The sequence below is a fragment of the Thioalkalivibrio sp. HL-Eb18 genome (assembly GCF_000364985.1).
Classification (GTDB): Bacteria; Pseudomonadota; Gammaproteobacteria; order Ectothiorhodospirales; family Ectothiorhodospiraceae; genus Thioalkalivibrio.
Genome location: NZ_KB822962.1, coordinates 214,072 through 235,567 on the forward strand (window position 1 = coordinate 214,072; position 21,496 = coordinate 235,567).

General features: G+C 64.6%; 22 protein-coding genes. 12 read left to right on the plus strand and 10 right to left on the minus strand.

The annotated features are described in order from the left end of the window. Window positions 1-134 precede the first annotated feature (134 nt). Together F813_RS0103720 and F813_RS0103725 are read left to right on the plus strand one after the other, a co-directional pair. A complete protein-coding gene (locus F813_RS0103720; protein WP_017925621.1) occupies window positions 135-671 on the plus strand; it encodes a metallophosphoesterase family protein in 537 nt (178 codons plus the stop codon). A gap of 127 nt (window positions 672-798) precedes the next feature. Next, a complete protein-coding gene (locus F813_RS0103725; protein WP_012981477.1) occupies window positions 799-1,404 on the plus strand; it encodes a CBS domain-containing protein in 606 nt (201 codons plus the stop codon). Between the two features lie 67 nt (window positions 1,405-1,471). Here F813_RS0103725 and sat read toward each other — a convergent pair whose 3' ends face one another. Then, window positions 1,472-2,662 carry a sulfate adenylyltransferase gene (gene sat / locus F813_RS0103730; RefSeq protein WP_017925622.1) on the minus strand — a complete coding sequence of 397 codons (1,191 nt, stop codon included), beginning with the start codon at window positions 2,660-2,662 and terminating at the stop codon, window positions 1,472-1,474. Window positions 2,663-3,230: 568 nt separating this feature from the next. Here sat and F813_RS0103735 point away from each other — a divergent pair. The 6 genes from F813_RS0103735 to F813_RS14400 all read left to right on the plus strand — a co-directional run bounded on the left by F813_RS0103735 (window position 3,231) and on the right by F813_RS14400 (window position 7,718). Continuing rightward, window positions 3,231-4,007, plus strand: a complete 777-nt coding sequence (locus tag F813_RS0103735) for a hypothetical protein (protein WP_017925623.1) — start codon at window positions 3,231-3,233, stop codon at window positions 4,005-4,007. Window positions 4,008-4,046: 39 nt separating this feature from the next. After that, the gene (gene aprB / locus F813_RS0103740) at window positions 4,047-4,526 is read left to right on the plus strand and encodes an adenylyl-sulfate reductase subunit beta (protein ID WP_012981480.1); all 480 of its coding nucleotides are present in this window, start codon (window positions 4,047-4,049) and stop codon (window positions 4,524-4,526) included. After that, complete coding sequence (gene aprA, locus F813_RS0103745; protein ID WP_012981481.1) at window positions 4,526-6,424, plus strand: adenylyl-sulfate reductase subunit alpha; 1,899 nt, start codon at window positions 4,526-4,528, stop codon at window positions 6,422-6,424. The genes aprB and aprA overlap by 1 nt, the downstream gene beginning before the upstream one ends. A gap of 157 nt (window positions 6,425-6,581) precedes the next feature. Next, window positions 6,582-6,932, plus strand: a complete 351-nt coding sequence (locus F813_RS0103750) for a hypothetical protein (RefSeq protein WP_012981482.1) — start codon at window positions 6,582-6,584, stop codon at window positions 6,930-6,932. Window positions 6,933-6,948: 16 nt separating this feature from the next. Continuing rightward, window positions 6,949-7,461: a peptidylprolyl isomerase gene (locus F813_RS0103755; RefSeq protein WP_012981483.1), complete on the plus strand. Its 513-nt coding sequence runs from the start codon at window positions 6,949-6,951 to the stop codon at window positions 7,459-7,461. 92 nt (window positions 7,462-7,553) lie between these two features. Next, window positions 7,554-7,718, plus strand: a complete 165-nt coding sequence (locus F813_RS14400) for a hypothetical protein (RefSeq protein WP_012981484.1) — start codon at window positions 7,554-7,556, stop codon at window positions 7,716-7,718. Window positions 7,719-7,868: 150 nt separating this feature from the next. On the opposite strand, the gene F813_RS0103765 is transcribed toward F813_RS14400, so the two are convergent. Together F813_RS0103765 and F813_RS0103770 are read right to left on the minus strand one after the other, a co-directional pair. Beyond that, window positions 7,869-9,296 (minus strand): AmpG family muropeptide MFS transporter, encoded by a 1,428-nt coding sequence (locus F813_RS0103765; RefSeq protein ID WP_017925625.1) that lies wholly within the window; start codon window positions 9,294-9,296, stop codon window positions 7,869-7,871. A gap of 21 nt (window positions 9,297-9,317) precedes the next feature. Beyond that, entirely contained in the window at window positions 9,318-10,091 is a 774-nt protein-coding gene (locus tag F813_RS0103770; protein WP_012981486.1) for an exodeoxyribonuclease III, read from the minus strand. A 103-nt stretch (window positions 10,092-10,194) separates the two neighbouring features. Here F813_RS0103770 and pyrE point away from each other — a divergent pair, with 103 nt between their 5' ends. Beyond that, window positions 10,195-10,830 carry an orotate phosphoribosyltransferase gene (gene pyrE / locus F813_RS0103775; RefSeq protein WP_017925627.1) on the plus strand — a complete coding sequence of 212 codons (636 nt, stop codon included), beginning with the start codon at window positions 10,195-10,197 and terminating at the stop codon, window positions 10,828-10,830. Between the two features lie 5 nt (window positions 10,831-10,835). On the opposite strand, the gene F813_RS0103780 is transcribed toward pyrE, so the two are convergent. The 3 genes from F813_RS0103780 to F813_RS0103790 form a co-directional block, all read right to left on the minus strand. Next, window positions 10,836-11,825 carry a LysM peptidoglycan-binding domain-containing protein gene (locus F813_RS0103780; RefSeq protein WP_026148127.1) on the minus strand — a complete coding sequence of 330 codons (990 nt, stop codon included), beginning with the start codon at window positions 11,823-11,825 and terminating at the stop codon, window positions 10,836-10,838. A gap of 29 nt (window positions 11,826-11,854) precedes the next feature. Continuing rightward, the gene (locus tag F813_RS0103785) at window positions 11,855-12,685 is read right to left on the minus strand and encodes a PP2C family serine/threonine-protein phosphatase (RefSeq protein ID WP_017925629.1); all 831 of its coding nucleotides are present in this window, start codon (window positions 12,683-12,685) and stop codon (window positions 11,855-11,857) included. 75 nt (window positions 12,686-12,760) lie between these two features. Beyond that, entirely contained in the window at window positions 12,761-13,711 is a 951-nt protein-coding gene (locus F813_RS0103790) for a PDC sensor domain-containing protein (RefSeq protein WP_017925630.1), read from the minus strand. A gap of 493 nt (window positions 13,712-14,204) precedes the next feature. Between F813_RS0103790 and F813_RS0103795 the strand changes: the two genes are divergently transcribed. After that, the gene (locus tag F813_RS0103795) at window positions 14,205-14,540 is read left to right on the plus strand and encodes a hypothetical protein (RefSeq protein ID WP_017925631.1); all 336 of its coding nucleotides are present in this window, start codon (window positions 14,205-14,207) and stop codon (window positions 14,538-14,540) included. Between the two features lie 14 nt (window positions 14,541-14,554). Here the strand turns inward: F813_RS0103795 and F813_RS0103800 are convergent, their stop codons facing one another. Continuing rightward, on the minus strand, window positions 14,555-15,688 hold the full coding sequence (locus F813_RS0103800) for an acyl-CoA desaturase (protein WP_017925632.1): 1,134 nt from the start codon (window positions 15,686-15,688) through the stop codon (window positions 14,555-14,557). Window positions 15,689-16,008: 320 nt separating this feature from the next. On the opposite strand from F813_RS0103800, the gene F813_RS0103805 reads away from it, so the two are divergent. Then, window positions 16,009-16,908, plus strand: coding sequence for a DMT family transporter (locus F813_RS0103805; protein WP_017925633.1), 900 nt, complete (start codon window positions 16,009-16,011; stop codon window positions 16,906-16,908). Window positions 16,909-17,112: 204 nt separating this feature from the next. Next, the gene (locus F813_RS0103810; protein WP_017925634.1) at window positions 17,113-18,114 is read left to right on the plus strand and encodes a 2-hydroxyacid dehydrogenase; all 1,002 of its coding nucleotides are present in this window, start codon (window positions 17,113-17,115) and stop codon (window positions 18,112-18,114) included. Between the two features lie 64 nt (window positions 18,115-18,178). Here the strand turns inward: F813_RS0103810 and F813_RS0103815 are convergent, their stop codons facing one another. Genes F813_RS0103815 through F813_RS0103825 form a run of 3 tightly spaced genes read right to left on the minus strand, consistent with a single transcriptional unit; the run spans window position 18,179 to window position 21,470 of the window. Further along, window positions 18,179-19,138, minus strand: coding sequence for an MBL fold metallo-hydrolase (locus tag F813_RS0103815; RefSeq protein WP_017925635.1), 960 nt, complete (start codon window positions 19,136-19,138; stop codon window positions 18,179-18,181). Between the two features lie 11 nt (window positions 19,139-19,149). After that, on the minus strand, window positions 19,150-20,502 hold the full coding sequence (gene chrA / locus F813_RS0103820) for a chromate efflux transporter (RefSeq protein WP_017925636.1): 1,353 nt from the start codon (window positions 20,500-20,502) through the stop codon (window positions 19,150-19,152). Then, window positions 20,499-21,470, minus strand: a complete 972-nt coding sequence (locus tag F813_RS0103825; protein WP_017925637.1) for a chromate resistance protein ChrB domain-containing protein — start codon at window positions 21,468-21,470, stop codon at window positions 20,499-20,501. Before F813_RS0103825 ends, chrA begins: the two co-directional genes overlap by 4 nt. Between the last annotated feature and the right edge of the window lie 26 nt (window positions 21,471-21,496).

Here is a 21,496-nt window from a genome sequence, read left to right on the forward strand (position 1 = left end):
GGGTCCACCACAAGGCATTTCGGGCGCGATTTGCGTATCGATTGGGCGGCCTGGATCGGGGCTGAACGCGGGGATGGGTGCGGCAGTGTTATCGTCTCGGGCCAGGAACCTGACAGCAGAGGCCCGCGAATCCAATGAAGGTATGCATTGTTTCCGACAGCCATGACCGCGGCCCGATGCTGGCCCGCGCGATCGAGGCCGGCATTGCCGAAGGCGCCGAGGCGGTCATCCATTGCGGCGACGTGATCGGCGGCAATACGCTGCGGGCGTCACTGAAGCTGGGTGTGCCGATCCACGCGGTGCATGGCAACAACCTGGGGGACCCGGTCGCGATCTCGCGCATTGCCCACCAGTCCAACGGCCTGCTGCACTACTACGGGCTGGATGCCACGATCACTCTGGGTGGGCGGCGCATCTTCGTCACGCACTACCCCCACTACGCCCACGCGATGGCCTGCACCGGTGACTACGATCTGGTCTGCTGCGGCCACAGCCACGAGACCGAGATCCGTCAGCAGCCGCACGTGCAGAATGGCTCCACCTGGGTTGTGAATCCCGGCACGGTCGCCGGTCTCGGCGCGCCCGAGGCGACCTGGGCGCTGGGGGATCTCGACCGCATGTCGTTCGAGATCCGGCCAACGCCGGAAGAGACCGCCGTCGGAATCGAGTGACCCCTCGAGGCCCTCGGTGGCCCCGTGGCGTGGATTCGCCCCCACCGATCCGGTCCGGCAGAACCCGCTTGTCAGCGCGCCCATCTCAGGGCATCGTCTAGGTTCCCACCCTGGATGGAGAAACGCGATGACCGCAGAATTCCCGCACAAGCCCCTGCCATCGAGCAAGGCAGCTCCCGGAACCGGGCTTCAGCAGGTAACCGACGAGGAACCGCGGGTTACGCTGGCCTCCTCCGCGTTGTGTGTGCTGACCGACTTCCGCCGAGTGCCGGTGGCCACGATCGGTCCCGACGCGACCCTCGGTCAGGCGACGGAGCAGATGATTGCCAGGGGTGTGCGGTTGCTGATCGTGGTCGACGACGCGCGTCAGGTGCGCGGGTTGATTACGGCTCGCGATACGCAGGGGGAGCGCCCGATCCAGATGGTGAACGAGCGCGGTCTGCGGCACGAGGACCTTCGGGTACGTGACCTGATGGCGCCCCTGGATGACGTGGATCTTCTGGACATGCAGCGGGTGATGCAGGCGGACGTTGGCGACATCATCGCCACCCTGAAGGACTGGGGGCGCCAGCATGCGCTCGTCGGGCAGACGGACCCGGCGACCGGCGAGACCCGCATCCGGGGCATGTTCTCGGCCACGCAGATTGGCCGCCAGCTGGGCGTGTCGGTGCAGACATTCGATGTTGCACGGACCTTCGCCGAAATCCAGGCGGCGTTGTCGAAGACCTACTGAACGCAAAAAGGTGGCGGGAGACCCCGCCACCTTTTTTGTTTCCGGGCTTTGGCTCGGTCGAACGCGGTTACTGATTGATGCTCTGGTAGTAGTCCATCAGGATCTCGGCCACCTCCGGGCGGGAAAACTCGGGCGGGGGTGCCTCGCCGCGGCCCAGCATCTCGCGAACCTTGGTGCCGGACAGGAGTACGAAGTCCTCCTTCGTGTGATCGGGTGCATCACACATCATCACCACGCGGCCGAGCTTCTTCGAGAAGGCGGTGTGATCCGCCCGGAAGATCTCGATCTCCAGCGCGTCGCTCGGGACCTCCGTGTCGAAGATGGTCTGGGCGTCGAATGGTCCGTAGTAGTCCCCAACGCCGGCGTGGTCGCGCCCGATGATGAAGTGGGTGGCACCCATGTTCTGTCGGAACAGCGCATGGAGCACGGCCTCGCGCGGCCCCGCATAGAGCATGTCGAAGCCGTACCCGGTGATCATTACGGTGTTCGGGGGGAAGTAGATCTCGGCCATCTTGCGAATGGCGGCGTCGCGCACGGGGGCCGGGATATCGCCGGGCTTCAGCTTGCCCAGCAGCATGTGGATCACCAGACCATCGGCGCCCAGCTGATCCAGTGCCATGCGGCACAGCTCCTCGTGAGCGCGGTGCATCGGGTTGCGGGTCTGGAAGGCCACGACCTTGTTCCAGCCGCGTTCCGCAATCTCGTTGCGGATCTCGACCGCCGTACGGAAGGTATCGGGGAAGTCATCCTGGAAATAGGAGAAGTGGAGCACCTGAATGGGGCCCGACACGCAGACGCGACCCACGCTGTTGAAGGCGGCCACCCCGGGGTGCTCCATGTCGGTTGTGCCGTAGACCTTCTGCGTCATGGTCTCCATCTGCTCGGCGCTGAACTCTTCGATCGCCTCGACTTCCTGGATGGCGAGCACCGGGTTCCCTTCCATGTTGGGATCACGCAGGGCGATTCGCTTGGCCCCGCGGATGGCGTCGGCATTCTCCAGCAGGTTCACCACCGGGACCGGGAAAAACAGACCGCTGGTGGTCCGCATGTTTTCCGCGCAGTTCATCGCATCCGCGACATTCATGAAGCCGGTCAGGGGCGTGAAATAGCCCCCTCCCATCATCACGGCGTTGCCGGCGGCCGCCGAGCTGATCACCACGGAGGGGAGGCTTTCCGCCTCTTTCAGCAGGGCATGGTGTTGTTCGGGGTCGTAGACAAACAGGGGCTTCAGGGTGTCTGCACCGTGCGGTTTGATCATGGGGCTTTATCTCCTGCCGACGCTGGATGTGGGCTGCATGGATTGGGCGGATTATCCCGCCGGGTGTCGTGCTCGGGCCGCACGCGGCCAGCCCGTCTGGTGGCCGGGCGCGCTGCAAATCGACCCTGAACGTAGCACAAGATAGTCCATAAAGCGCCGGGTTACTTGACCCTCTGTCGGGGCGCGACCCCGGCAGGGCTGTGCAGATCAAGTGGTATCGGGGCTTGTAGTCCGGGGCTTAATGCCCCCGGTTCGCTCGGGCGGAATGCCCGCCGCTGCGCGCTTTGCGATTGTTCAGGGGGCTTGATGCGGGCTGCAAAGTAAAGACCGGCTGAAGGGTCGTTGGGGGTGGGCGCCCGTCTGCGGGCGACCTTGATAGATTAGCGTTTCCCTAAATTAGCATATCGACCCATACATTCCCCTTATGTCGAGGCAAGCAACTTTGATTTGAAGCGCAAGAACGATTTATCACAGACTCAGTGGGCCCATTGGACACTCGAGGAGGCCTGACGCCGTGATCACTAGCAATCCCTTTGCCGAACTGGCTGCGTTTATCCCACCAGCCGCAATGCAGGCGTATGTCGTGCTCATGGTCATCTTGGTGGCTGCTGGCACGATCCTCGACATGATGCACAAGAGGAGTGCCAAGTACTTTTTCGAGAACGCCAAGAAAGCCGAGAAGAACGCGACCCGTAGCGTGAGCGGTGGCGAAAAATTCTCGCTCGCGATGCAGACCATTGGGAAAGAGGTCATCACCTCTGGCGAATTCAAAAATCCGACGCGTCGTGCCTCCCACCTTTTCACCATGTGGGGCTTTATTGTTTTCGTCGTCTCTTCCGCCGTGCTGATTTTTGGCTACGCGGCCGAGCCTGCCGCCGGCGTGTGGCCGCTCCTGTGGCATCTGGGCGCCCTGTCGCTCGCCTTCGGTGGCTACTGGTTCTGGTTCTTCATTCGTGTCGATGTGAATTCCGAAGGCCGTCGCTGGTACCAGCTGGTCCGTGCCGATCTGTTCATCGTGTCGCTGCTGGCGATGTCGACGTTCGCCATCCTTTGGTCGCTGACCCAGGGCGCCGGTGCCCTCGGCTGGGTCTTCTTCGCGCTCTTCCTCGCGGCCACCACGACTCTGTTCGCAACGGTTTACTGGTCCAAGTTCGCGCACATGTTCTTCAAGCCCGCTGCGGCCTATCAGAAGCGCCTTACCCGGGCTGACGGTTCCGCCGAGAACCTCCCGACCCTCACGCGTGACGACCCCGAGCAACAGCAGCGCCACTCGATGGAGCTGTTGCGTGACGCGCCGATGGAGATGGGGAAGGGTATCCAGCGTGAAGCGCCCAACCACTACTAAAGCCATTTACCCGAACATCAGCATCGATCGAGGACTACCATGCCAACTTTCGTATACATGACCCGTTGCGATGGCTGTGGGTACTGCGTGGACATCTGCCCGTCAGACATCATGCATATCGACGAAACGACCCGTCGCGCCTACAACATCGAGCCCAACATGTGCTGGGAATGCTATTCCTGCGTGAAGGCCTGTCCGCACCACGCCATTGACGTGCGCGGCTACGCGGACTTCGCGCCACTGGGGCACAGCGTACGCGTCGACCGCGACGAAGAGCGCGGCACCATCGCCTGGAAGATCAAGTTCCGCGACGGCCGGGAAAAGAATTTCCTGTCGCCGATCACCACCAAACCCTGGGGCAAGCATATCCCGCAGCTGGCCGACGTGCCCGCGCCGGATCAGTCGATGCGGGACAGCCAGCTACTGTTCAACGAGCCCAAGTACATCCGCATGGATGAGGGGGATCTGCACACGCTGGAGGCCGCCGGTCTCAAACTGAAAGAAGGGGTGTACTACTGATGGCCTACAAGACAATCGTCGAAGACAACATCGACATCCTGGTCTGCGGCGCCGGGCTCGGTGGCACGGGCGCCGCCTGGGAAGCCCGGTTCTGGGGCCAGGACAAGAAGGTCGTGATTGCCGAAAAGGCCAACATCGACCGCTCCGGGGCCGTGGCCCAGGGCCTGTACGCGATCAACTGCTATATGGGCACCCGCTGGGGCGAAAACAACCCCGAGGACCACGTCCGCTACGCCCGTATCGACCTGATGGGCATGGTGCGCGAGGACCTGCTGTTCGACATGGCGCGGCACGTGGACTCCACCGTGCACCAGTTCGAGGAATGGGGCCTGCCGCTGATGCGCGATCCGAAGACGGGCGCCTACCAGCGTGAAGGCCGCTGGCAGATCATGATCCACGGCGAATCCTACAAGCCGATCGTGGCCGAGGCCGCCAAGAAGTCGGCCGATACGATCTACAACCGCATCTGCGTCACCCATCTGCTGATGGACGAGTCCAAGGAGAACCGGGTGGCCGGTGCCGTGGGCTTCAACGTTCGCACCGGTAACTATCACGTCTTCAAGTCGAAGACGGTGATCGTCGCCGCCGGCGGCGCCTCGATGATCTTCAAGCCGCGTTCCGTGGGCGAAGGTGCGGGCCGTGTGTGGTACGCGCCGTGGTCTTCCGGCTCGGCCTATGGTTTGCTGATCAACGCCGGTGCCAAGATGACCCAGATGGAAAACCGCATCGTGCTGGCCCGCTTCAAGGATGGCTACGGCCCGGTCGGTGCCTACTTCCTGCATCTGAAGACCCGCACGCAGAACTGCAACGGCGAAGAGTACGAGTCCAAGTGGTGGCCACAACTGCAGGAGATGGTCGGCAAGGAGTACCTGGATCCGGAGGCCTCCCACCGAACCCATCGCCCGATCCCGACCTGCCTGCGCAACCACGCATTCCTGAACGAGGTGAATGCCGGTCGTGGCCCGATCCACATGGTCACCATGGAGGCCTTCCAGGATCCGCACCTCGAAGAGGTGGGTTGGGAGAACTTCCTGGGCATGACCGTCGGCCAGGCCGTGCTGTGGGCCGCCACTGACGTCGACCCCAAGAACGAGAACCCCGAACTGACCACCTCGGAGCCCTACGTGATGGGTTCGCACGCCACGGGTTGCGGTGCCTGGTGCTCCGGTCCGGAGGACGTCTCCCCGCCCGAATATTTCTGGGGCTACAACCGCATGACCAGCGTCGAAGGCCTGTTCGGTGCCGGCGATGCCGTGGGCGGGACGCCACATGCGTTCTCCTCCGGTTCGTTCACCGAGGGCCGCCTGGCCGCGAAGGCCGCCTGCAAGTACATCGACGATGGCAAGGCCGATGGCATCCGCGTCTCCGATTCGCAGATCAACAAGCGCAAAGAGGAGATCTACAAGCCGCTGGAACACTACAAGATCTACCGCAACGAGGTCGTGGCCGGTTCGGTCAATCCGAACTACATCAACCCGCGCCAGGGTCTTGACCGCCTGCAGAAGCTGATGGACGAATACTGTGGCGGCGTGACGGTCAGCTACATGACCAACGAAAAGCTGCTCAACATCGGCCTGAAGAAGATGCACATCCTCGAAGAGGACCTGGACAAGCTGGCGGCGGAGGACATCCACGAATTGCTGCGCGCCTGGGAGCTGAAGCACCGCGTGCGCACGGCCGAGAGTGTCTTCCACCACACGCTGTTCCGCAAGGAAACCCGCTGGCCGGGTTACTACTACCGCGGCGACTACATGAAGCTCGACGACAAGAACTGGCATCACCTGACCGTCTCTCGTCGTGACCCGAAGACGGGCGAGTACACCATGGAGAAGGCGCCGTGCTATCACCTGGTCGACAAGGACGAGGCCCCGGCCGAGCCCGAGAAGGCGGAAGCCTAGGGTGCTAACGTGACGGGGTCGGCTGCGGCCCCGTCACCACGGCTGGCAAGCGGCGATGGCCAACGCGTTCGCGCGTTGGTCTTCTCTTTCAACCGTCACCCCCGGGGGTTTCAACATGACCAGTGCAGCTGAAGCACAGCCGATGCCGGAGACCTCGATGAACATCATCGATCACTCCGACGAGGAGATCCTGGAGATCGCCCACCCCATGTGGAACGATCTGATCAAATACTCGAACAAGGGCCAGTACGGCAAATTCGTCCGCCGGTTCTCCTACCACCTGCTGTTCGGCCTTAACGAGGTCGAGGTGGGCAAGCAATTCGCCCAGAGCGAGCTGACCCGCAACCTGAAGGAGGACTGGGATTTTCTCGGCATCATTCGCCGCGGCGAACATGTCACGGTCCTGTATCGGGTGCGCAGCACGAAGAAAGAAGGCGAGTGGCTCGGCCGCATGGTCCTCGGTTACGAGGAAGGCGAAGTGCGAATCTTCGGTGCGTCCATTTTCTAAGGCAGCGGGACTTTGAATGACAGATGTAATCAAGGACAACAAGTACGTTGAGCTGAACTATCAGGTCATCGACGAGAAATCCGGCCAGGTCCTGACCGAGGTGGAGTTCCCGCTGGGCTATGTGCACGGTGTCAATGAGGTCCTGTCGCCCAAGGTAATGGGCGAGCTTGAGGGCAAGGCGCAGGGCGAAACCATCGAGGTCCCCATCGATTGCAATGCGCTGTACGGCCCGCGCGACGAGTCTCTGGTGATCACGGAAGCGATCGAAAATGTGCCAGAGGAATACCGCAAGCTCGGTACGGCGATCCTGATGGAAAACGATCGTGGCCAGACCAAGAGTTTTCTGGTCACGCGGCTCGACGACAAGACGATCACCATCGATGGCAATAACCCGCTGTGTGGTCGGCAGGTGATTTTCAAGCTGAATGTGTTGTTGGTGCGTGATGCCACTGCGGACGAAATCGAGCATGGTGGCAAGGTGGAGTCGGGCCCGGAAATCGACAGCGGACGAGCGGTGCCCATCGAGTGATGGGGCCCGTTCACCCGGCCTTTCAGTAAGTCTGGGGAGTGAGACCCGTATCTCCCATCCCCTCTTTTTCATCGAAGCGAGGTGAATGAACCATGAGCCAGGATACCGAGAAGAAACACCCGCAGGTCCCCGACGGCAAGTCCCGTTACCTGGTGACCCGCCAGATGCCGCCCAACGAAAAGGGCTTCGTCGGTTACGAGACGATCTGGGAGTCCTTCCAGAAAGAGGCCGAGTACACCACGCCGAAGCGCCCCTGACGCCGGGGTAGCCGATAGCCGCGCCTTCGTTAATGGGGCGCCTTGCCGTCCGCTTGCGATGTTCATCGCCGGCGGACGTTTTTGTTTTTGCAGGCCACGGTCGGCCTGAGCGTGGGCGCTTGAACGGCCGCTTGAAACTGCGGCCTCTCCCTACGAGGGGGCGCGTTCCGGCCCCTCGGGCGGCTCCTGCAACTCCGGCGGCCTTCCCGGCTGGGCCATGCGGTCCGGGTTGGCCCAGCGCATCAGGGCGAGGGCCAGCAAAATGGTGGGGATGCCAATGAGGGCGGAGCTGACAAAGAACCAGAACCAGCCCAAGTGCTCGGCAAACACCCCGGTAAAGCCGGCCAGGAACTGACCCGGAAGGGTCATGATCGAGCTGAACAGGGCGTACTGGGTCGCGGTGTAAGCCGAGTTGGTCAGGCTGGACAGGTAGGCGATGAACACCGAGATTGCCATCCCGCCGGAGAGGTTGTCCGCCATGATCGCGAACACCAGGCCGTAGATCTCCGGGCCCAGGGTGGCAAGCCAGGAGAACGTCAGGTTGGTGGCCGGGGCCAGGATGGCGGTCGCGATCAGCATGCGCATGATCCCGAATCGGACGACCAGCAGGCCGCCCAGGGCGGCCCCGGTCAGGGTCATCGCCAGGCCGAAGGCGGCGGCGATGTTGGCAATCTCGTCCTTGGTGAAGCCCAGGTCGAGATAGAACGGATTGGCCATCACCCCCATGAAGATGTCGCTGATGCGGAAGATCGCGATGAACGCGATCACCACCAGCGCAATTCGCCCGAAGCGCTGCCAGAAATCCACGAACGGGCATACCACCGCGCCGATGAACCAGGCCTTGAAGTCGCGCCAGAGCCCGGTGTCGGAAGTGTTGTTGATGTAATGCACCACGCGCGCTTCCAGTTGCGCGGTCTTTGTGTCGCGCGGCGCGACCTCCGGCTCGCGGACGATCAGGGTGCAGACCACCCCCACCAGCATCAGTGCCGCCATCGCCATATAGGACAGGCTCCAGCTGCCGGCGGCCGCAATATGCAGGGCCCCCGCCCCGGCCGTCAGTAATGCCACGCGGTACCCGAAGACATAGGCGGCCGCCATGGCGCCCTGGCGCTCCTGGCTGACCGCCTCGATACGGTAGGCATCGATTGCGATGTCCTGGGTTGCGGCGCCAAAGGCGGTCAGTACCGCCCAGACCGCAACCAGCCAGAGCTGTTCGGTGGGGTCGGTGAAGGCGATCCCGAACAGCCCCAGCATGATGGTCGCCTGCGCCGCCAGCATCCACGCGCGCCGTCGCCCGAAGATCCGGGTCAGCAGCGGCAGTCGCATCCGGTCCACGATCGGGGCCCACAGCACCTTGATACTGTAGGCCATGCCCACCCAGGAGAGGAAACCTATGGAGGCCAGTTCGACCCCGAGGTCGCGTAGCCAGGCGGTGAAGGTGCCGCCCGTCAGCAGTAGCGGAAGCCCGGCGGCAAAGCCGAGGAACAGCATGCCCACCACCCGCGGATGGCGGTAGACGGACAGTGCCTCGCGCCAGTCGCGGTTCGGCCGATTCTGCGACTCGGCAGCTGTGCTCACGAAGGTGCCCGCAGATGACGATCAGGGGGTGTAGTCATAGTCGATCCAGAACGGGGCGTGATCGGAGTAGCGGTCGTCCGTATGGATGTACGGGTCCCGCGCGGTTTCTGCGATGCCGGGGGTGGCGATCTGGTAATCGATACGCCAGCCCACGTTTTTCGCCCAGGCCTGGCCGCGATTGGACCACCAGGTGTATTGCTCGGGCCGGTCGTCCAGTCGCCGGAAAACATCCACCATCCCGATCTCGTCGAACAAGTGATCGAGCCAGGCGCGCTCCTCGGGCAGGAAGCCGGAGTTCTTCTGGTTGGATTTCCAGTTGCGCAGGTCGATCTCCTTGTGGGCAATGTTCCAGTCGCCGCAGATCACCCACTCGCGCCCGTCCTGCATGCGCTCGGCCAGCCACGGCCGGAAGAAATCCAGAAACCGCCACTTGGAATCCTGCCGGTGATCCCCCGAGGAGCCCGAAGGCAGGTATAGCGACACCACGGACAGGTCCCCGAAGCGCATCTCGACGTAGCGACCCTCGTTGTCCGCTTCTTCGAAGCCGATGCGAGTAATGACCTCGTCCGGCTGGCGCCGGCTGTACAGGGCGACCCCGCTATAGCCGGGTTTCACCGCGTCCACATAGGCGCTGTGATAGCCGGGGGGATGGAAAGGCTCGCCCTGAATCTGGTGGATCTGGGCCTTGGTCTCCTGGATGCAGACCACGTCGGCCTCGGTCTTCGGGAGCCAGTCGAAGAAGCCCTTGCGGGCGGCGGCACGGATGCCGTTGGCGTTCATCGAGAGTATGCGCATGGCCGGGAACGATACCGGCGCGCGCGCGTACAGGAAAGGGCCGGCGTGATGAATCCCGCCGTGCCTGTGTCAGAATACGGCGTTTTCCGACCGGAGCCCCGCGATGACCGCCCATGCCTTTCTCGACTATGCCCTGGAACGCGACGTCCTGCGCTTTGGCGAGTTCACACTGAAGTCGGGGCGGACAAGCCCGTATTTCTTCAATGCCGGCCTGTTCAACCGGGGCTCCGATCTCGTACGCCTGGGCGAGTTCTACGCGCAGGCCATCGTCGATTCCGGCGTCGCCTTCGATCTGGTGTTTGGCCCGGCGTACAAGGGCATCCCGCTGGCCGCGGCCGTCACCGAGGCGCTCTACCGCGACCACGACATGGATCGCCCCTGGGCCTTTAACCGCAAGGAGGCCAAGGATCATGGCGAGGGCGGCAACATCGTGGGGGCGCCGCTGGCCGGGCGCGTGCTGATCGTGGACGACGTGATCACCGCCGGCACGGCCATCCGTGAATCGGTGGAGCTGATCCGCGCGGCGGGCGCCACGCCGGTGGCGGTGGCCATTGCCCTGGATCGCGAAGAGCGCGGCCGTGGCGAGCGCTCGGCGATCCAGGAGGTCGAGGACGAACTGGGCCTGGAGGTCGTGCGCGTGGCCCGGCTGGGGGACCTGGTGCAGATGCTGGAGCAGACCGGCCGCGCCCCCGAGCACCTCGAGGCCCTGCGCGCCTACCGCTCCGAATACGGCGTCTGACCGGCTCAGGAAGCGCCGTCTTCCGAGTGCCCCAGCCGCTCCAGGCGGCGCTGCAGTTCCAGGGCCCGCAGGCGGTATCCGCGTGCGGCCTCGAACTCCGGGTCCAGCTCCAGCGCCTCGTCCCAAAGGGCGATTGCCTCTTCCAGGTCCTGGTTGCGGTAACGCCGGATCGCGGCCGAATGTAGCTCTTCCTTGCGTTGCTCGCGCAGTTCCTCGCGCGCGTCCCGGGCCGCATCGCGCCCGGAGTCGGCCTCCAGCGCCCGGTCATAGGCGGTCAGTGCGGCGCCGGTGTCGCCCGCATCGCGTGCCTGGTTCCCGCGTTGCTCCCAGTACCGCCCCTCCACTTCGTGCTCCAGCGCCGCCAGCCGTCGGCCCCAGCGGCCGTTACCGCTCTGCTCGCGCGCGTGCTGGAGCCCTTCTCGCGCCTCCGCATACCGGCCGGCTTCCAGGTCGGCCTCGATGGCGCGCAGGTAGGCATCCTCGTCGTCCTGCCCGCCCAGGGCCGCCAATTGCTCGTCGAGTGTTTCCCTATCGGCGGTGCTCGCCTCGCGCGGGGCGGTTTCCGGGATGCGCAGACGCTGCCCTGCCAGCAGCCGTGACGGCCGCTCGATGTCGTTATAACGCGCCAGGATCAGGAAACGATTGGCATCGCCGAGATACCGCCGGGCCAGTTGTCCCAGCGTTTCGCCAGACTCTACCGTATGTTCGAACGATGCCTCGCCAAGTTCCTCGACCGGGTCCGCATCCAGCTGCGAGCGCAGACTGCGGGCAACCCGGTGCTCGGGCTCGTTTTCGAGAAACCGGTCCAGTGCCTGACCGGCGTGTTCCGTGTCCCCTTCCTGCAGGGCCTCGATGATCTCGGCAATAGACAGAACCTCGGGTTGCGGCTCGGTCGCCTCGTCGGAACGGGGTTCCTCGGCCGCCTCGGTGACCGGTGCTTCTTCGTGGTCGGTCGTGAGCATGGCGCAGCCGGTCAGCAAGGTGACGAGAGGCACTATTGCCACGGAAACAATGCGCGCCATATTCAATCCAGGGGCCAGAGCAGGATCGTGAGTACAGCGAGCAGGAGCAGACCCGCGAGCAACGCGGGACGGATCGCCGCCCGCAGGTGATGTCGCTCCGGCGTGGTTCCCCTGTGCGCCCGCCACACCGCGATCGCCACATTGTCTCCATGCGCGCCGCCGCGCTGCGCCGCGTGGCCGGCGGCCTGTGTACAGGCTGCCCGCAGATCCGGCTGCCTCATCCACCGAGCACTCTCATCGGGGCCCAGCTGTTCCCAGTATCCATCGGAGCACAGCAGGAAGCGGCTGTCGGGTGTCAGCGGGGTTTCGCCATGGTCCACCCGTACCGGATCCACTACACCCAGGGCCTGCAGGAGCTGATTCTGTTCCGGGTGGGTTGCCATGTCCTCTTCGCCAATCTCGCCGGCATCCACCAGCGCCTGCACCCGGGTGTGGTCCCGCGTGCGGGTGATCAGGCGCTCCCCCTCGAAGTGATACAGACGGCTGTCGCCGCAGTGGGCCCACCAGGCCCGCTCCGGCCCGACATACAGCGCGACCAGCGTGGTCCCGGGTTGTTCGCCGGGTGCCGCTTCGGGGTTGTACAGGGCGGCCTGGGTCTCGTGAAAGAGGCGCTCCAGGAGTGCCGCCGGGTCCTCCGGGCGACCGTCGCAGTCGTTCCACAGGCGCTCGGCGGTGGCGATGGCCATCCGGGCTGCCTGAGCGCCGTCCGCGTGCCCGCCCATGCCATCTGCGACGACCAGCAACGCGCAGCGGGCATCCGGGCTGGCCCATACGCCGACTGCGTCCTGCTGCTCGCGCCGCCCGCCGATCTCCTTGGCTACTGCGGTCTCCATCCCTTGTCCCCGCACCTGACTCCGAGACCATCATGGCCCAGGCGGCGGGTCGCTGTCAGCGCGCGTGGGTATTTCCTACCCGGTGGCGCCGATCCAGAAGTCGATGGAGCGGCCGAGGAAGTCGTCCCAGGTCATGTAGTGGGAGCCGTCGCAGGAGAAGGTCAGGCTGACCATGCCATTGAACAGGTTCACCGAGGCCGAGCGCAGGTAGATGGTCTCGTCGGCAAAGCGCAGGGCCTTGAGCCCTTCGAGCACGCGGCCCATGGCCTCCTTCGGGATCAGCGCTTCCTCCGGGTAGGGCTCGTGGGGGAAGGCGAGGCAGACATCGGGGTCGGCCAGCGACTCGTGGGTCAGGATGCGGTAGCGGTAGGGGTCCTCGGTGGTCCAGAGCGTCGCTCGAGAGCTGGAGAAATGGAACACACCCTGAAATACGCCGCGCTCGGTGAACAGTTCCTCCAGGATGGCCAGCGCGGTGTCGATGTGCTGGTCCATCAGACTCTCGGTGCGGCTCTGCAGGAACAGCGTCCCGCGGATCGACGGGTCGCCCTTGATCTGGCGCCACTCATTGGGTTCTTCGTAAAGATCCTCCGACAGGTCCGGTAGGTTGCGCAGGTCGAAGTCCGCACCCAGGAACCCGAGTGCCGTGCCGTTCTCGTCGCGTACCAGCTGTAGTGCGGTGAGCGACGGGCGCCGCCCGAGCAGGCTGATGTAGGCCTCTGACAGCAGAAAGCCCGCAGCCGGCACCGCCTCCTTCATGTAAGGACGCTGCGAGCGGTCGCGCCCGAAGTGCTCCGGCAGCACCCCGCTGCGCGAGATGTTGTCCGAGAGCTGGATGCCCTCGGTGTTGAGGGCATAGACAAAGGTGGCTTCCGGGATCTGGCGGATCGCCTCTTCCAGAATCGAATCCAGCGCCTCGCGGCGTGGCCATGCCGTACTCAGACGCGCTGCAATATCGGCCAGCGGCTCCTGTAGCCGGGCTTCCAGGTATTCGCGCTGGTGCTCGATCGCTTTTTTCAGTTCCGTCATGGTGCAGTGTCGTCTCCAGTCGGTGCAGTGCGATTATCCTCGATCACGGATGGCATTGTCGTGACAGCGTGCCCGAGCCATTCTCCCTGGCACCTTGATCCCGCTAACGGGTCCGAGCAGGAACCGTGCCGAGCGCGCACCGATGCCCACGAATCGGCGGACCCCTTCGGGAGTCCCCAGGGAAACACGGATCAATGTGCACACTCGCGTTGGCACCCCAGGTTTTCCGAGACAAGGCGCCTCGCGTAGCGGGTAGTGTTCTACCCGCCCGTTTTTGATCGATTCGGGGCGCAACGCAGGATCGGGGAACCTGGGGTACCAACCCCACAACCCATTACAATGCAGGGGCTCGGCCGCCCGTTGTGATCAAAAACGGGGCGCGCGCACGGCGTTGCGGCTCCCTTGTGCAGAATGACTGCATGGCAGTCGCCGCGCCTGGTTGGCCCGCAAAAGCGACTCGAGCGTGAGCGTGTACATTAATCGGTGTTTCCCTATGCATATCCATCTTGATACCCCGGACCTGATGACCCGCGTTCGGCTGGAGTCACGCTGGCGTTCGGCCGGCGCGACGGTCAGCAGCAGCCAGACGCCCGAGCGGCCCACCCTGATCGTGGTCGATCTGGGGGCGCGTGGTGAGGAAGCGGTATCGGGCTGGAGGGAGCGCTATCCGGACGCAACCATCGTCGCATTTGGTCCGCATGTAGAAGGGGCGGTGCTCAAGGCCGCGCGCCAGGCGGGCGCCGACGAGGTGGTGGTACGTGGCAAGGTGGCCGACCGGGTCGCCGCCAAATTGGGAAAGATCGCACCTGAAGACGCCCGGGCCCGGTGATCCGGAGCCAGCGCTCACGCCGTAGTCGTGCGGCGAGAGGCCGCCAGGGCGCGCAGTCGCCGGCGCTGCATCTTGAGGCGATACTCCAGCTCCTTGAACTGGGTGCGCAACTCCGTGCGCAGCCAGCGATCATTCAAGGCCGCACGCCCGGCCCGCATCTTGCGCGCCTGCACCTCCTGCCATTGGTTCACAGTATCGCGGAAACGCTGATACTCCCGTTCCACAGTCGCGCGCCAGGTGTCGTGCATCGGCCCGGCCGCGTCGGCATTGAGCAGCCGGCGGAACTCCGTGTACAGCCGCGCGCGCATGATCTTGAAATGCGGCGTCCGTCGGCGGTCATACACCAATCCGGTCCAGGCCAGCAGGTTGATCAGCCACTTCGAGGGGTCGTACTGCCACCAGCGCACCCCGTTGCGGTAGTCCGCCTGAAAGGCGTGGTGGAAGTTGTGGTACCCCTCGCCCCAGGTGAGTAGCGCGACCAGACCGTTGTCCACGGCGGTGTTCTCGTCGCCGTAGGGGCGCCGGCCCCACCAGTGCGCCAGGGAGTTGATGAAGAACGTAAAGTGGTGGCTGAGCACCAGGCGCAAGACGCCAGCCAGTAGCAGCATGCCCACCAGATCCCCGAACGCCAGTCCCAGTAGCAGCGGCAGGCCGAGGTTCAGTCCCCATGCGAGTGTCCAGTAATGCCGGTGCTGCCACATCACCACCGGGTCCTTCGCCAGATCCTTCACCCGTGAATAGTCGGCCTCGCTGGCGGGCCAGTTGCGCAGCATCCAGCCCATGTGGGCGTGCCAGAAACCGCGCTTGATGGAATGCGGATCGCGTTCCACGTCATCGACGTAACGATGATGCACGCGATGCCGCGCCCCCCAGTTGTAGATGCTGTTCTGCAGTGCCAGGGCGCCACTCAGCGCCAGTAGAACGCGCAAGGGCCCGCGGGCCTTGAGCGTGCGGTGCGCCCAGAGTCGGTGATAACCCACCGTGATGCCGAGCCCGCTCAGCACCATGAACAGCCCGAAGACCGCCCAGGCCGCGCCGCTGAAGCCCTGGGTGAACCACCACCACGGCACCAGCGTGACCGCGGCCAGGTTGGTCAGTACAAAGAAAACTGCCGGCGTCCAGGCAATGGGAGGGGCACGTTCGGACATAGGGGAGACCTGCTGGCGATCGGGGCGAGCGAAGGTGCTCGTCCATTCATGCCCTATGAGACCGTCGCGCGCACAAAAAATGCCCTTGTTCCGGAAGCCTTGCGCCTGCGACCGTTCGGGTGCGGCGGATTCCATCGGAGCTGACGCTCCGCGCCGGGTCTTTCCAGCTGTGCCGTACCTCTCTGTAATATGTGACACTTCGTTTCGCAGGCTGGCCCAGTCTGTGTCGTTGCCGTCTGTCCGCCATTCCAGGCCACGTTGAGCCACCACCGACGGTGGCCCGTTCCAGCCAGGGAAACACGGATCACAGGGAGCTATCGATGGGCCTGGGTGTAGGACTCGTGGTGCTGGCGGCCTTCTTCTGGGGGCTGTCCGGCGGGATCGGCGGCATCCTCATGGCCGAAGGCTGGGATCCCTTTGTGGTCTCGTTCTTCCGTGGCGCCATCGGCCTGGTCTTCGTGCTCGCGTGGCTGGCCTGGCGGCCGGGCGGTAGTGGGCTCGGCAGTGGCAAGCTCTGGTTCTGGTCCGCTGTGGCTGGGCTTGGCGTGGCGGGCAACTTCGCTTTCTACTTTGTGAGTATCGCGAACGGGAGTGTCGCGGTGGCAGCCACGCTGATGTACACCGCCCCAGTGTTCGTCTACCTCGTCTCGTTCGCCCTGAAGCTGGAAAGCCCCACCACGCTCAAGCTGGTGGCGATCGCGCTGGTCATGGTCGGCATCGTGATGCTTACCCAGATCTACGATACCGGCGCGGGCGGCGTGACCCTCATTGGTGCCGGTGCGGGCCTGCTGGCGGGTCTCTCCTACGCCATCTTCATCTTCGGCTTCAAGTACGCCGGCGCGCACGGCAGCCCGCAGTCGGTGCTCTCGATCGCCTTCGGCGTACTCGTGATCCTCCTGATGCTGCCGGGGGACAACACCCAGATGGTGTCCGCCCTGACGACGACCGACTGGCCGCTGTTCCTGGCCCTGGGCGTATTCGGGGCGGGCCTGTCATTCGCGTTCTACATCAATGGGCTCCGGACCACGGCCCCGGCCGTCGCCTCCATCGTCGCGATGATCGAACCGGTTACGGCCACGCTGTTCGGCGTCGTGATCCTGCACGAAAGCCTGGCGCTCGTGCAGATGATCGGCATGGCCCTGATCCTCGTCACCGTCACTGCGCTCAGCGTCTACTCGCGCTCAACCCCGCCCGTGCCCGACCGCGAGCGTGTGCATTAATCAGTGGTTCCTGGGCCAGCAGTCGTGACTCGGCGACGGAAAGCTGGCGCGGCGACAGGGTCTGCTGGCACGGTGTGTGCTGTTCGTAACGGGTCAAGCAACCGTGCTTCCCTGATACATGCGGTGATCAATGTGCGAGCGACTTGGCTCGCGGTTCGTCTGCCGCGAAGATGGGTGCGATTGTTTCGTGTGGAGCCGATATTGATGCAAGTCGCCGTATTCAGTACGCAGAGCCATGATCGCGAATTTCTGACCCCGGCCCTCCGACAGGCCGGTCTTGAGCCCCATTTCATCGAAGCCAAGCTCGACGCCACGACAGTGAGCGAGGCAAAGGATGCGGGTGCGATTTGTGCATTCGTGAACGACGACCTGGGGCCGGCCGTGCTCGACCAGCTTCTAGATTTTGGTATTCGGGTTATTGCGCTGCGCTGTGCCGGTTGTGACAACCTGGATCGCGAGTACGCCCGGGGTCTGGGAATGCAGTGTGCCCGGGTACCTGCCTACTCACCCAATGCTGTAGCGGAACATGCACTGGCACTGCTACTGGCACTGAACCGCCATATCCCGCAAGCCTGGGAACGCGTGCGACAGGGCAACTTCGCCCTGACGGGCCTGGTGGGTTTCGACCTGGCGCGGCGCACCGTCGGCGTGATTGGCACGGGGAATATCGGCTCGGCCTTCGCCCGTGCCTTGCAGGGAATCGGGTCACGCGTACTGGCGTACGACCCTTACCCCAACCCCGATTTGCAGGCGGCGGGTGTCGAGTACCGTGAGCTGGACGACCTGCTGGCGGCTGCCGAAGTGGTCAGCTTGCATTGCCCATTGACGCCCGAGACCCGCTATCTGATGAACGCCGAGCGCATTGCGCGCCTGCCGCGTGGCGCGCTGTTGATTAATACCGGTCGGGGCGGCTTGCTGGACACCGACGCCGCCGAGGCGGCTCTGGCTTCGGGGCAACTCGGCGGGTTGGGACTCGACGTGTATGAGGATGAGGCCGGCCTGTTCTTTTACGACTGGTCGGCGGAGGGGCTGCCGGATGTCCGTCTGGCGCGACTGATGCAGCGCGACGACGTGCTGGTGACTGGCCACCAGGCCTTTTTGACCCGCGAGGCCCTGGAAAGCATTGCGCAGCAGACCAGCGACAATCTGCGCACGATGCTGGATGACCCGGATGCGGGTGCGCAACTCGATGGGCGGATCGTATAGGGTGGATCGTAACGGGCCGGGGCGGAAGCGTCCGGCGCCAGCGGGCGCCGGACGTGGCTGGTAGCTAGAACAGGGCGCTTTCGGCCTCCTGGTAGGCGATATTCGCATTGCGTGGCGCCAGGTCGTCGAAATCGGCCAGGTCCTGCCAGGGCGAAGCATCGAAGGAGCGGATGGCCGATTGCATGTCGGTGCCCATGTCCGCCGCCTCAAACATGTGGTCCCACAGCGCGCGCAGGTAATCGTGGGTCGCGTGGTCGAAGGTCGACAGTGCGCCCGGTTTCCCGTGGCCCGGGATGAATTTCGCATCCGCGTATTCATCCTGCAGGAGTTCGTAGGCCTCCAGCCAGCCCTCCATGCTGCCGTCGGACAGGATGGCCAGCAGACGGCCGCCGTAGAGAACGTCACCGGCAAACACGACGTTGTCGGGCTCGACCACCGCGATCAGACTGCCGTGGGTGTGGGCGCTGCCCACATGGCGAACGGTCAGCGTGACACCGCCCAGGTCCAGTTCCTCGCGATCTTCGACCATCACATTCGGTGGTTCGGGATGTTCGGTGGAGCCTTCCGGCCGGTCCAGCGCGTTCTCGAGCTGCATGGCGAACATCGAGGCGTTCCCTTGCATGCGGTCGACGGCGTCGGGCGCGGCCAGGATGTCGGCCCCCGCCTCGCGGAAGACGTCATTGCCCATAAAGCGATGCGGCTGCGAGTTCGTGTTGATCACGTAGCGCACCGGCTTGTCCGTTGTGGCGCGGATATGCTCCAGCATCTCTTGGGCCATCTCCGGGGTGTGGCCGGAATCGATCACGGCCACGGCATCCTCGCCGACCACGTAGCCGAGGTTCATGCGAAAGCCCTGGTTCTCGGTGTCCGGCCCGCCGTACGGCCCGATCCAGGCATGGGCATGGTCCGAGACGGCTTCGGGTTCCGGCAGGATGGGAGCCTCCTTGGCCGCGAGCATCGGGCTTAGAACAAAAGCCGCCAGGGCCAGAACAAGCAGGGCCCTGTTGCGTGTGTTTTTCAGCATGTCACGTACTCCTAGAGCAGAAGCTGATACCCGGCGCCCAGAACGGCACAGATAGCGATCAGCGGGATGATCCCGACCCGAAAGCGGGCCAGGGCAATAAAGGCGGCGATGCCCAGCAGGGCGGAGAACCATTCGAAGGCACCCTCGAATCCGTCCGGCCACAGCACATGCCAGGTGAAGAAGACGGCAAGGTTCACGATCACCCCGACGACGGCGGCGGTGATGCCGGTCAGCGGCCCGGTAAAGTGCAGGTCGCCCCGGGTGCGCTCGACCAGCGGGGCGCCGACCAGGATGAACAGGAACGACGGCAGGAAGGTGAAGAACGTCGCGACCAGGGCTCCGAGCAGGGCGGCCAGCACGATCTGGTCCGGCCCCAGAAAGGCCTGCGTCCAGCCACCGATGAAGCCGACAAAGGTGACCACCATGATCAGCGGACCGGGCGTGGATTCGCCCAGGGCCAGGCCGTCGATCATCTGCGTCGGATTCAGCCAGCCATAGGTCTCGACCCCGCCCTGGTACACATAGGGCAGTACCGCATACGCCCCGCCAAAGGTGACCAGTGCAGTCTGGGTGAAGAATTGCCCCATGCGAGTCAGCGTGGCGTCCCAGCCGAACACGGCGAGCAGGGCCCCGAACACAATGGCCCACAGGCCCAGGCCCACCACCAGAAAACGGATCACCCGCGACCAGCGGAACTGCATCCAGGGGGCGGGCGGCGTGTCGTCGTCCACCACCGCCGGGCCGCGGGACTCGACACTGCCGGCCCCGTGCGATTCGCCGCTCTGGAAGCGCTCCGGCCAGACGCGACTGCCCAGCCAGCCGAGGATACCCGCTGTGATGATGATGTACGGAAACGGGATATTGAGCGCGAAGATCGCCAGAAAGGCCGCGATGGCCATCAGCCACAGCAGGCCATTGTTGAGTACCCGTCCGCCGATGCGCCAGCCGGCGTAGACGATGATCGCGACCACCGCCGGCTTGATGCCGTAGAACACGGCCTCCACCGCAGGAACGTCGCCAAAGACCAGATACGCCCAGGAAAGGCCAATCATCAGAAACAGTGACGGCAGGATGAACAGCAGCCCCGCCATCAGGCCGCCGAAGGTGCCGTGCAGCAGCCAGCCGAGATAGGTCGCCAGCTGCTGGGCCTCCGGTCCCGGCAGCACCATGGTGTAGTTCAGCGCATGCAGGAAGCGTTTCTCGGAGACCCAGCGCCGCCGTTCCACCAGTTCGTCGTGCATCATCCCGATCTGCCCGGCGGCCCCGCCGAACGAGATGAAGCCGAGTTTCAGCCAGTAGCGAAAGGCCTCGGACCGGGTGGGCGCGTCGGGACGTTGTGTCGCGGTGTGTTCGGGATCGGTCATCTGGGATCGCGTCCGGATTGTTGTTCATAGGCCTGGCGAAGGTCGTGTAGCACCGGGGTCACGCGGGCCAGCAGGGCGTCGTCGTCTGCGCACTGTTGCTTGGCCCCGGTCAGGATGCTCTCGAAGCCCGCCGCCTCGGGGATGGGGCGGCCGCCGACATCCAGGAAATGCACCATCTCGGCCAGTCCCGCGAGACCGCTGTCGCGCTCCAGGCCGAAGGCGGCCAGCAGGACCTCGAAGGTGACGCGGTCGCCGACGTGGGTGAAGGCGGCCCCGTTGAAGTCGAAGCCCAGGGCCTCGGCCGGGCAATCGGCCGGGGTGGGAAGCCAGACGAAGCGGGCTTCCGGGTCGATGAATTCGCGGATCAGCCAGGCACTGGCGACCCGGTCGACCCACATGGCCGCGCGCGTGGCCCACAGCCGCCCCCGGTAGTCCGCCGGATCCAGGCGGGGGATGCCCGAATCCGGCGCGGGCGAGGGTTCGTCCGGCGAGAGCGTCGACTGGGCCGCGGACTCGAGCCGGGAGAGCAGGGCCTCCAGTGGCCCGCGTCCGGGGCCCGGGAAGTAATCGGTGCGGCGCAGCTGCTCCGCCTCGCGGTGGATCTGGCGCAGGCGCTTGAGCAATTCGGCCTCGCCCAGTCCGGGCAGTTGGCCCAGCAGGGTCTCGGCGCTGGTCTGCAGCGTGCGGTACTCGGCCTCGCGGTCGAACAGGCTGCGGTAGTGCACCTGTTCCTCGGCGCTGGCCGCCACCGGCAGGTGGTAGGCCTGGTTGCCCGCCGCCCGTGCGGATTCCGCCAGTTCCAGCAGAGCGTCGCGCAGATCGGAACGGTTGGGTAGCAGGTAGACGCCGTCGCGCAGCGTGGCGGCGCCCAGCGCCTTTAGCGCCCGCCAGAGCCGGACCCGAGTCGAATCCTGCCCGCCCTGGAAGGCGAGGATGAGCAGTTGCCAGTCGGTACCCGGAGAATCCATGTTACAGGTATATCAATAATGTCACA

What these genes read in the sequence shown, in the direction of transcription:
- F813_RS0103815 (WP_017925635.1), bottom strand. Translation starts at nt 19,138, where the DNA reads ATGCTGAAAAACACACGCAACAGGGCCCTGCTTGTTCTGGCCCTGGCG.
- F813_RS0103725 (WP_012981477.1), top strand. Translation starts at nt 799, where the DNA reads ATGACCGCAGAATTCCCGCACAAGCCCCTGCCATCGAGCAAGGCAGCT.
- F813_RS0103735 (WP_017925623.1), top strand. Translation starts at nt 3,231, where the DNA reads ATGCAGGCGTATGTCGTGCTCATGGTCATCTTGGTGGCTGCTGGCACG.
- F813_RS0103795 (WP_017925631.1), top strand. Translation starts at nt 14,205, where the DNA reads ATGCATATCCATCTTGATACCCCGGACCTGATGACCCGCGTTCGGCTG.
- aprA (WP_012981481.1), top strand. Translation starts at nt 4,526, where the DNA reads ATGGCCTACAAGACAATCGTCGAAGACAACATCGACATCCTGGTCTGC.
- sat (WP_017925622.1), bottom strand. Translation starts at nt 2,662, where the DNA reads ATGATCAAACCGCACGGTGCAGACACCCTGAAGCCCCTGTTTGTCTAC.
- chrA (WP_017925636.1), bottom strand. Translation starts at nt 20,502, where the DNA reads ATGACCGATCCCGAACACACCGCGACACAACGTCCCGACGCGCCCACC.
- F813_RS0103790 (WP_017925630.1), bottom strand. Translation starts at nt 13,711, where the DNA reads ATGACGGAACTGAAAAAAGCGATCGAGCACCAGCGCGAATACCTGGAA.
- F813_RS0103755 (WP_012981483.1), top strand. Translation starts at nt 6,949, where the DNA reads ATGACAGATGTAATCAAGGACAACAAGTACGTTGAGCTGAACTATCAG.
- F813_RS0103825 (WP_017925637.1), bottom strand. Translation starts at nt 21,470, where the DNA reads ATGGATTCTCCGGGTACCGACTGGCAACTGCTCATCCTCGCCTTCCAG.
- F813_RS0103785 (WP_017925629.1), bottom strand. Translation starts at nt 12,685, where the DNA reads ATGGAGACCGCAGTAGCCAAGGAGATCGGCGGGCGGCGCGAGCAGCAG.
- F813_RS0103810 (WP_017925634.1), top strand. Translation starts at nt 17,113, where the DNA reads ATGCAAGTCGCCGTATTCAGTACGCAGAGCCATGATCGCGAATTTCTG.
- pyrE (WP_017925627.1), top strand. Translation starts at nt 10,195, where the DNA reads ATGACCGCCCATGCCTTTCTCGACTATGCCCTGGAACGCGACGTCCTG.
- F813_RS0103805 (WP_017925633.1), top strand. Translation starts at nt 16,009, where the DNA reads ATGGGCCTGGGTGTAGGACTCGTGGTGCTGGCGGCCTTCTTCTGGGGG.
- F813_RS0103750 (WP_012981482.1), top strand. Translation starts at nt 6,582, where the DNA reads ATGAACATCATCGATCACTCCGACGAGGAGATCCTGGAGATCGCCCAC.
- F813_RS0103770 (WP_012981486.1), bottom strand. Translation starts at nt 10,091, where the DNA reads ATGCGCATACTCTCGATGAACGCCAACGGCATCCGTGCCGCCGCCCGC.
- F813_RS0103720 (WP_017925621.1), top strand. Translation starts at nt 135, where the DNA reads ATGAAGGTATGCATTGTTTCCGACAGCCATGACCGCGGCCCGATGCTG.
- aprB (WP_012981480.1), top strand. Translation starts at nt 4,047, where the DNA reads ATGCCAACTTTCGTATACATGACCCGTTGCGATGGCTGTGGGTACTGC.
- F813_RS14400 (WP_012981484.1), top strand. Translation starts at nt 7,554, where the DNA reads ATGAGCCAGGATACCGAGAAGAAACACCCGCAGGTCCCCGACGGCAAG.
- F813_RS0103800 (WP_017925632.1), bottom strand. Translation starts at nt 15,688, where the DNA reads ATGTCCGAACGTGCCCCTCCCATTGCCTGGACGCCGGCAGTTTTCTTT.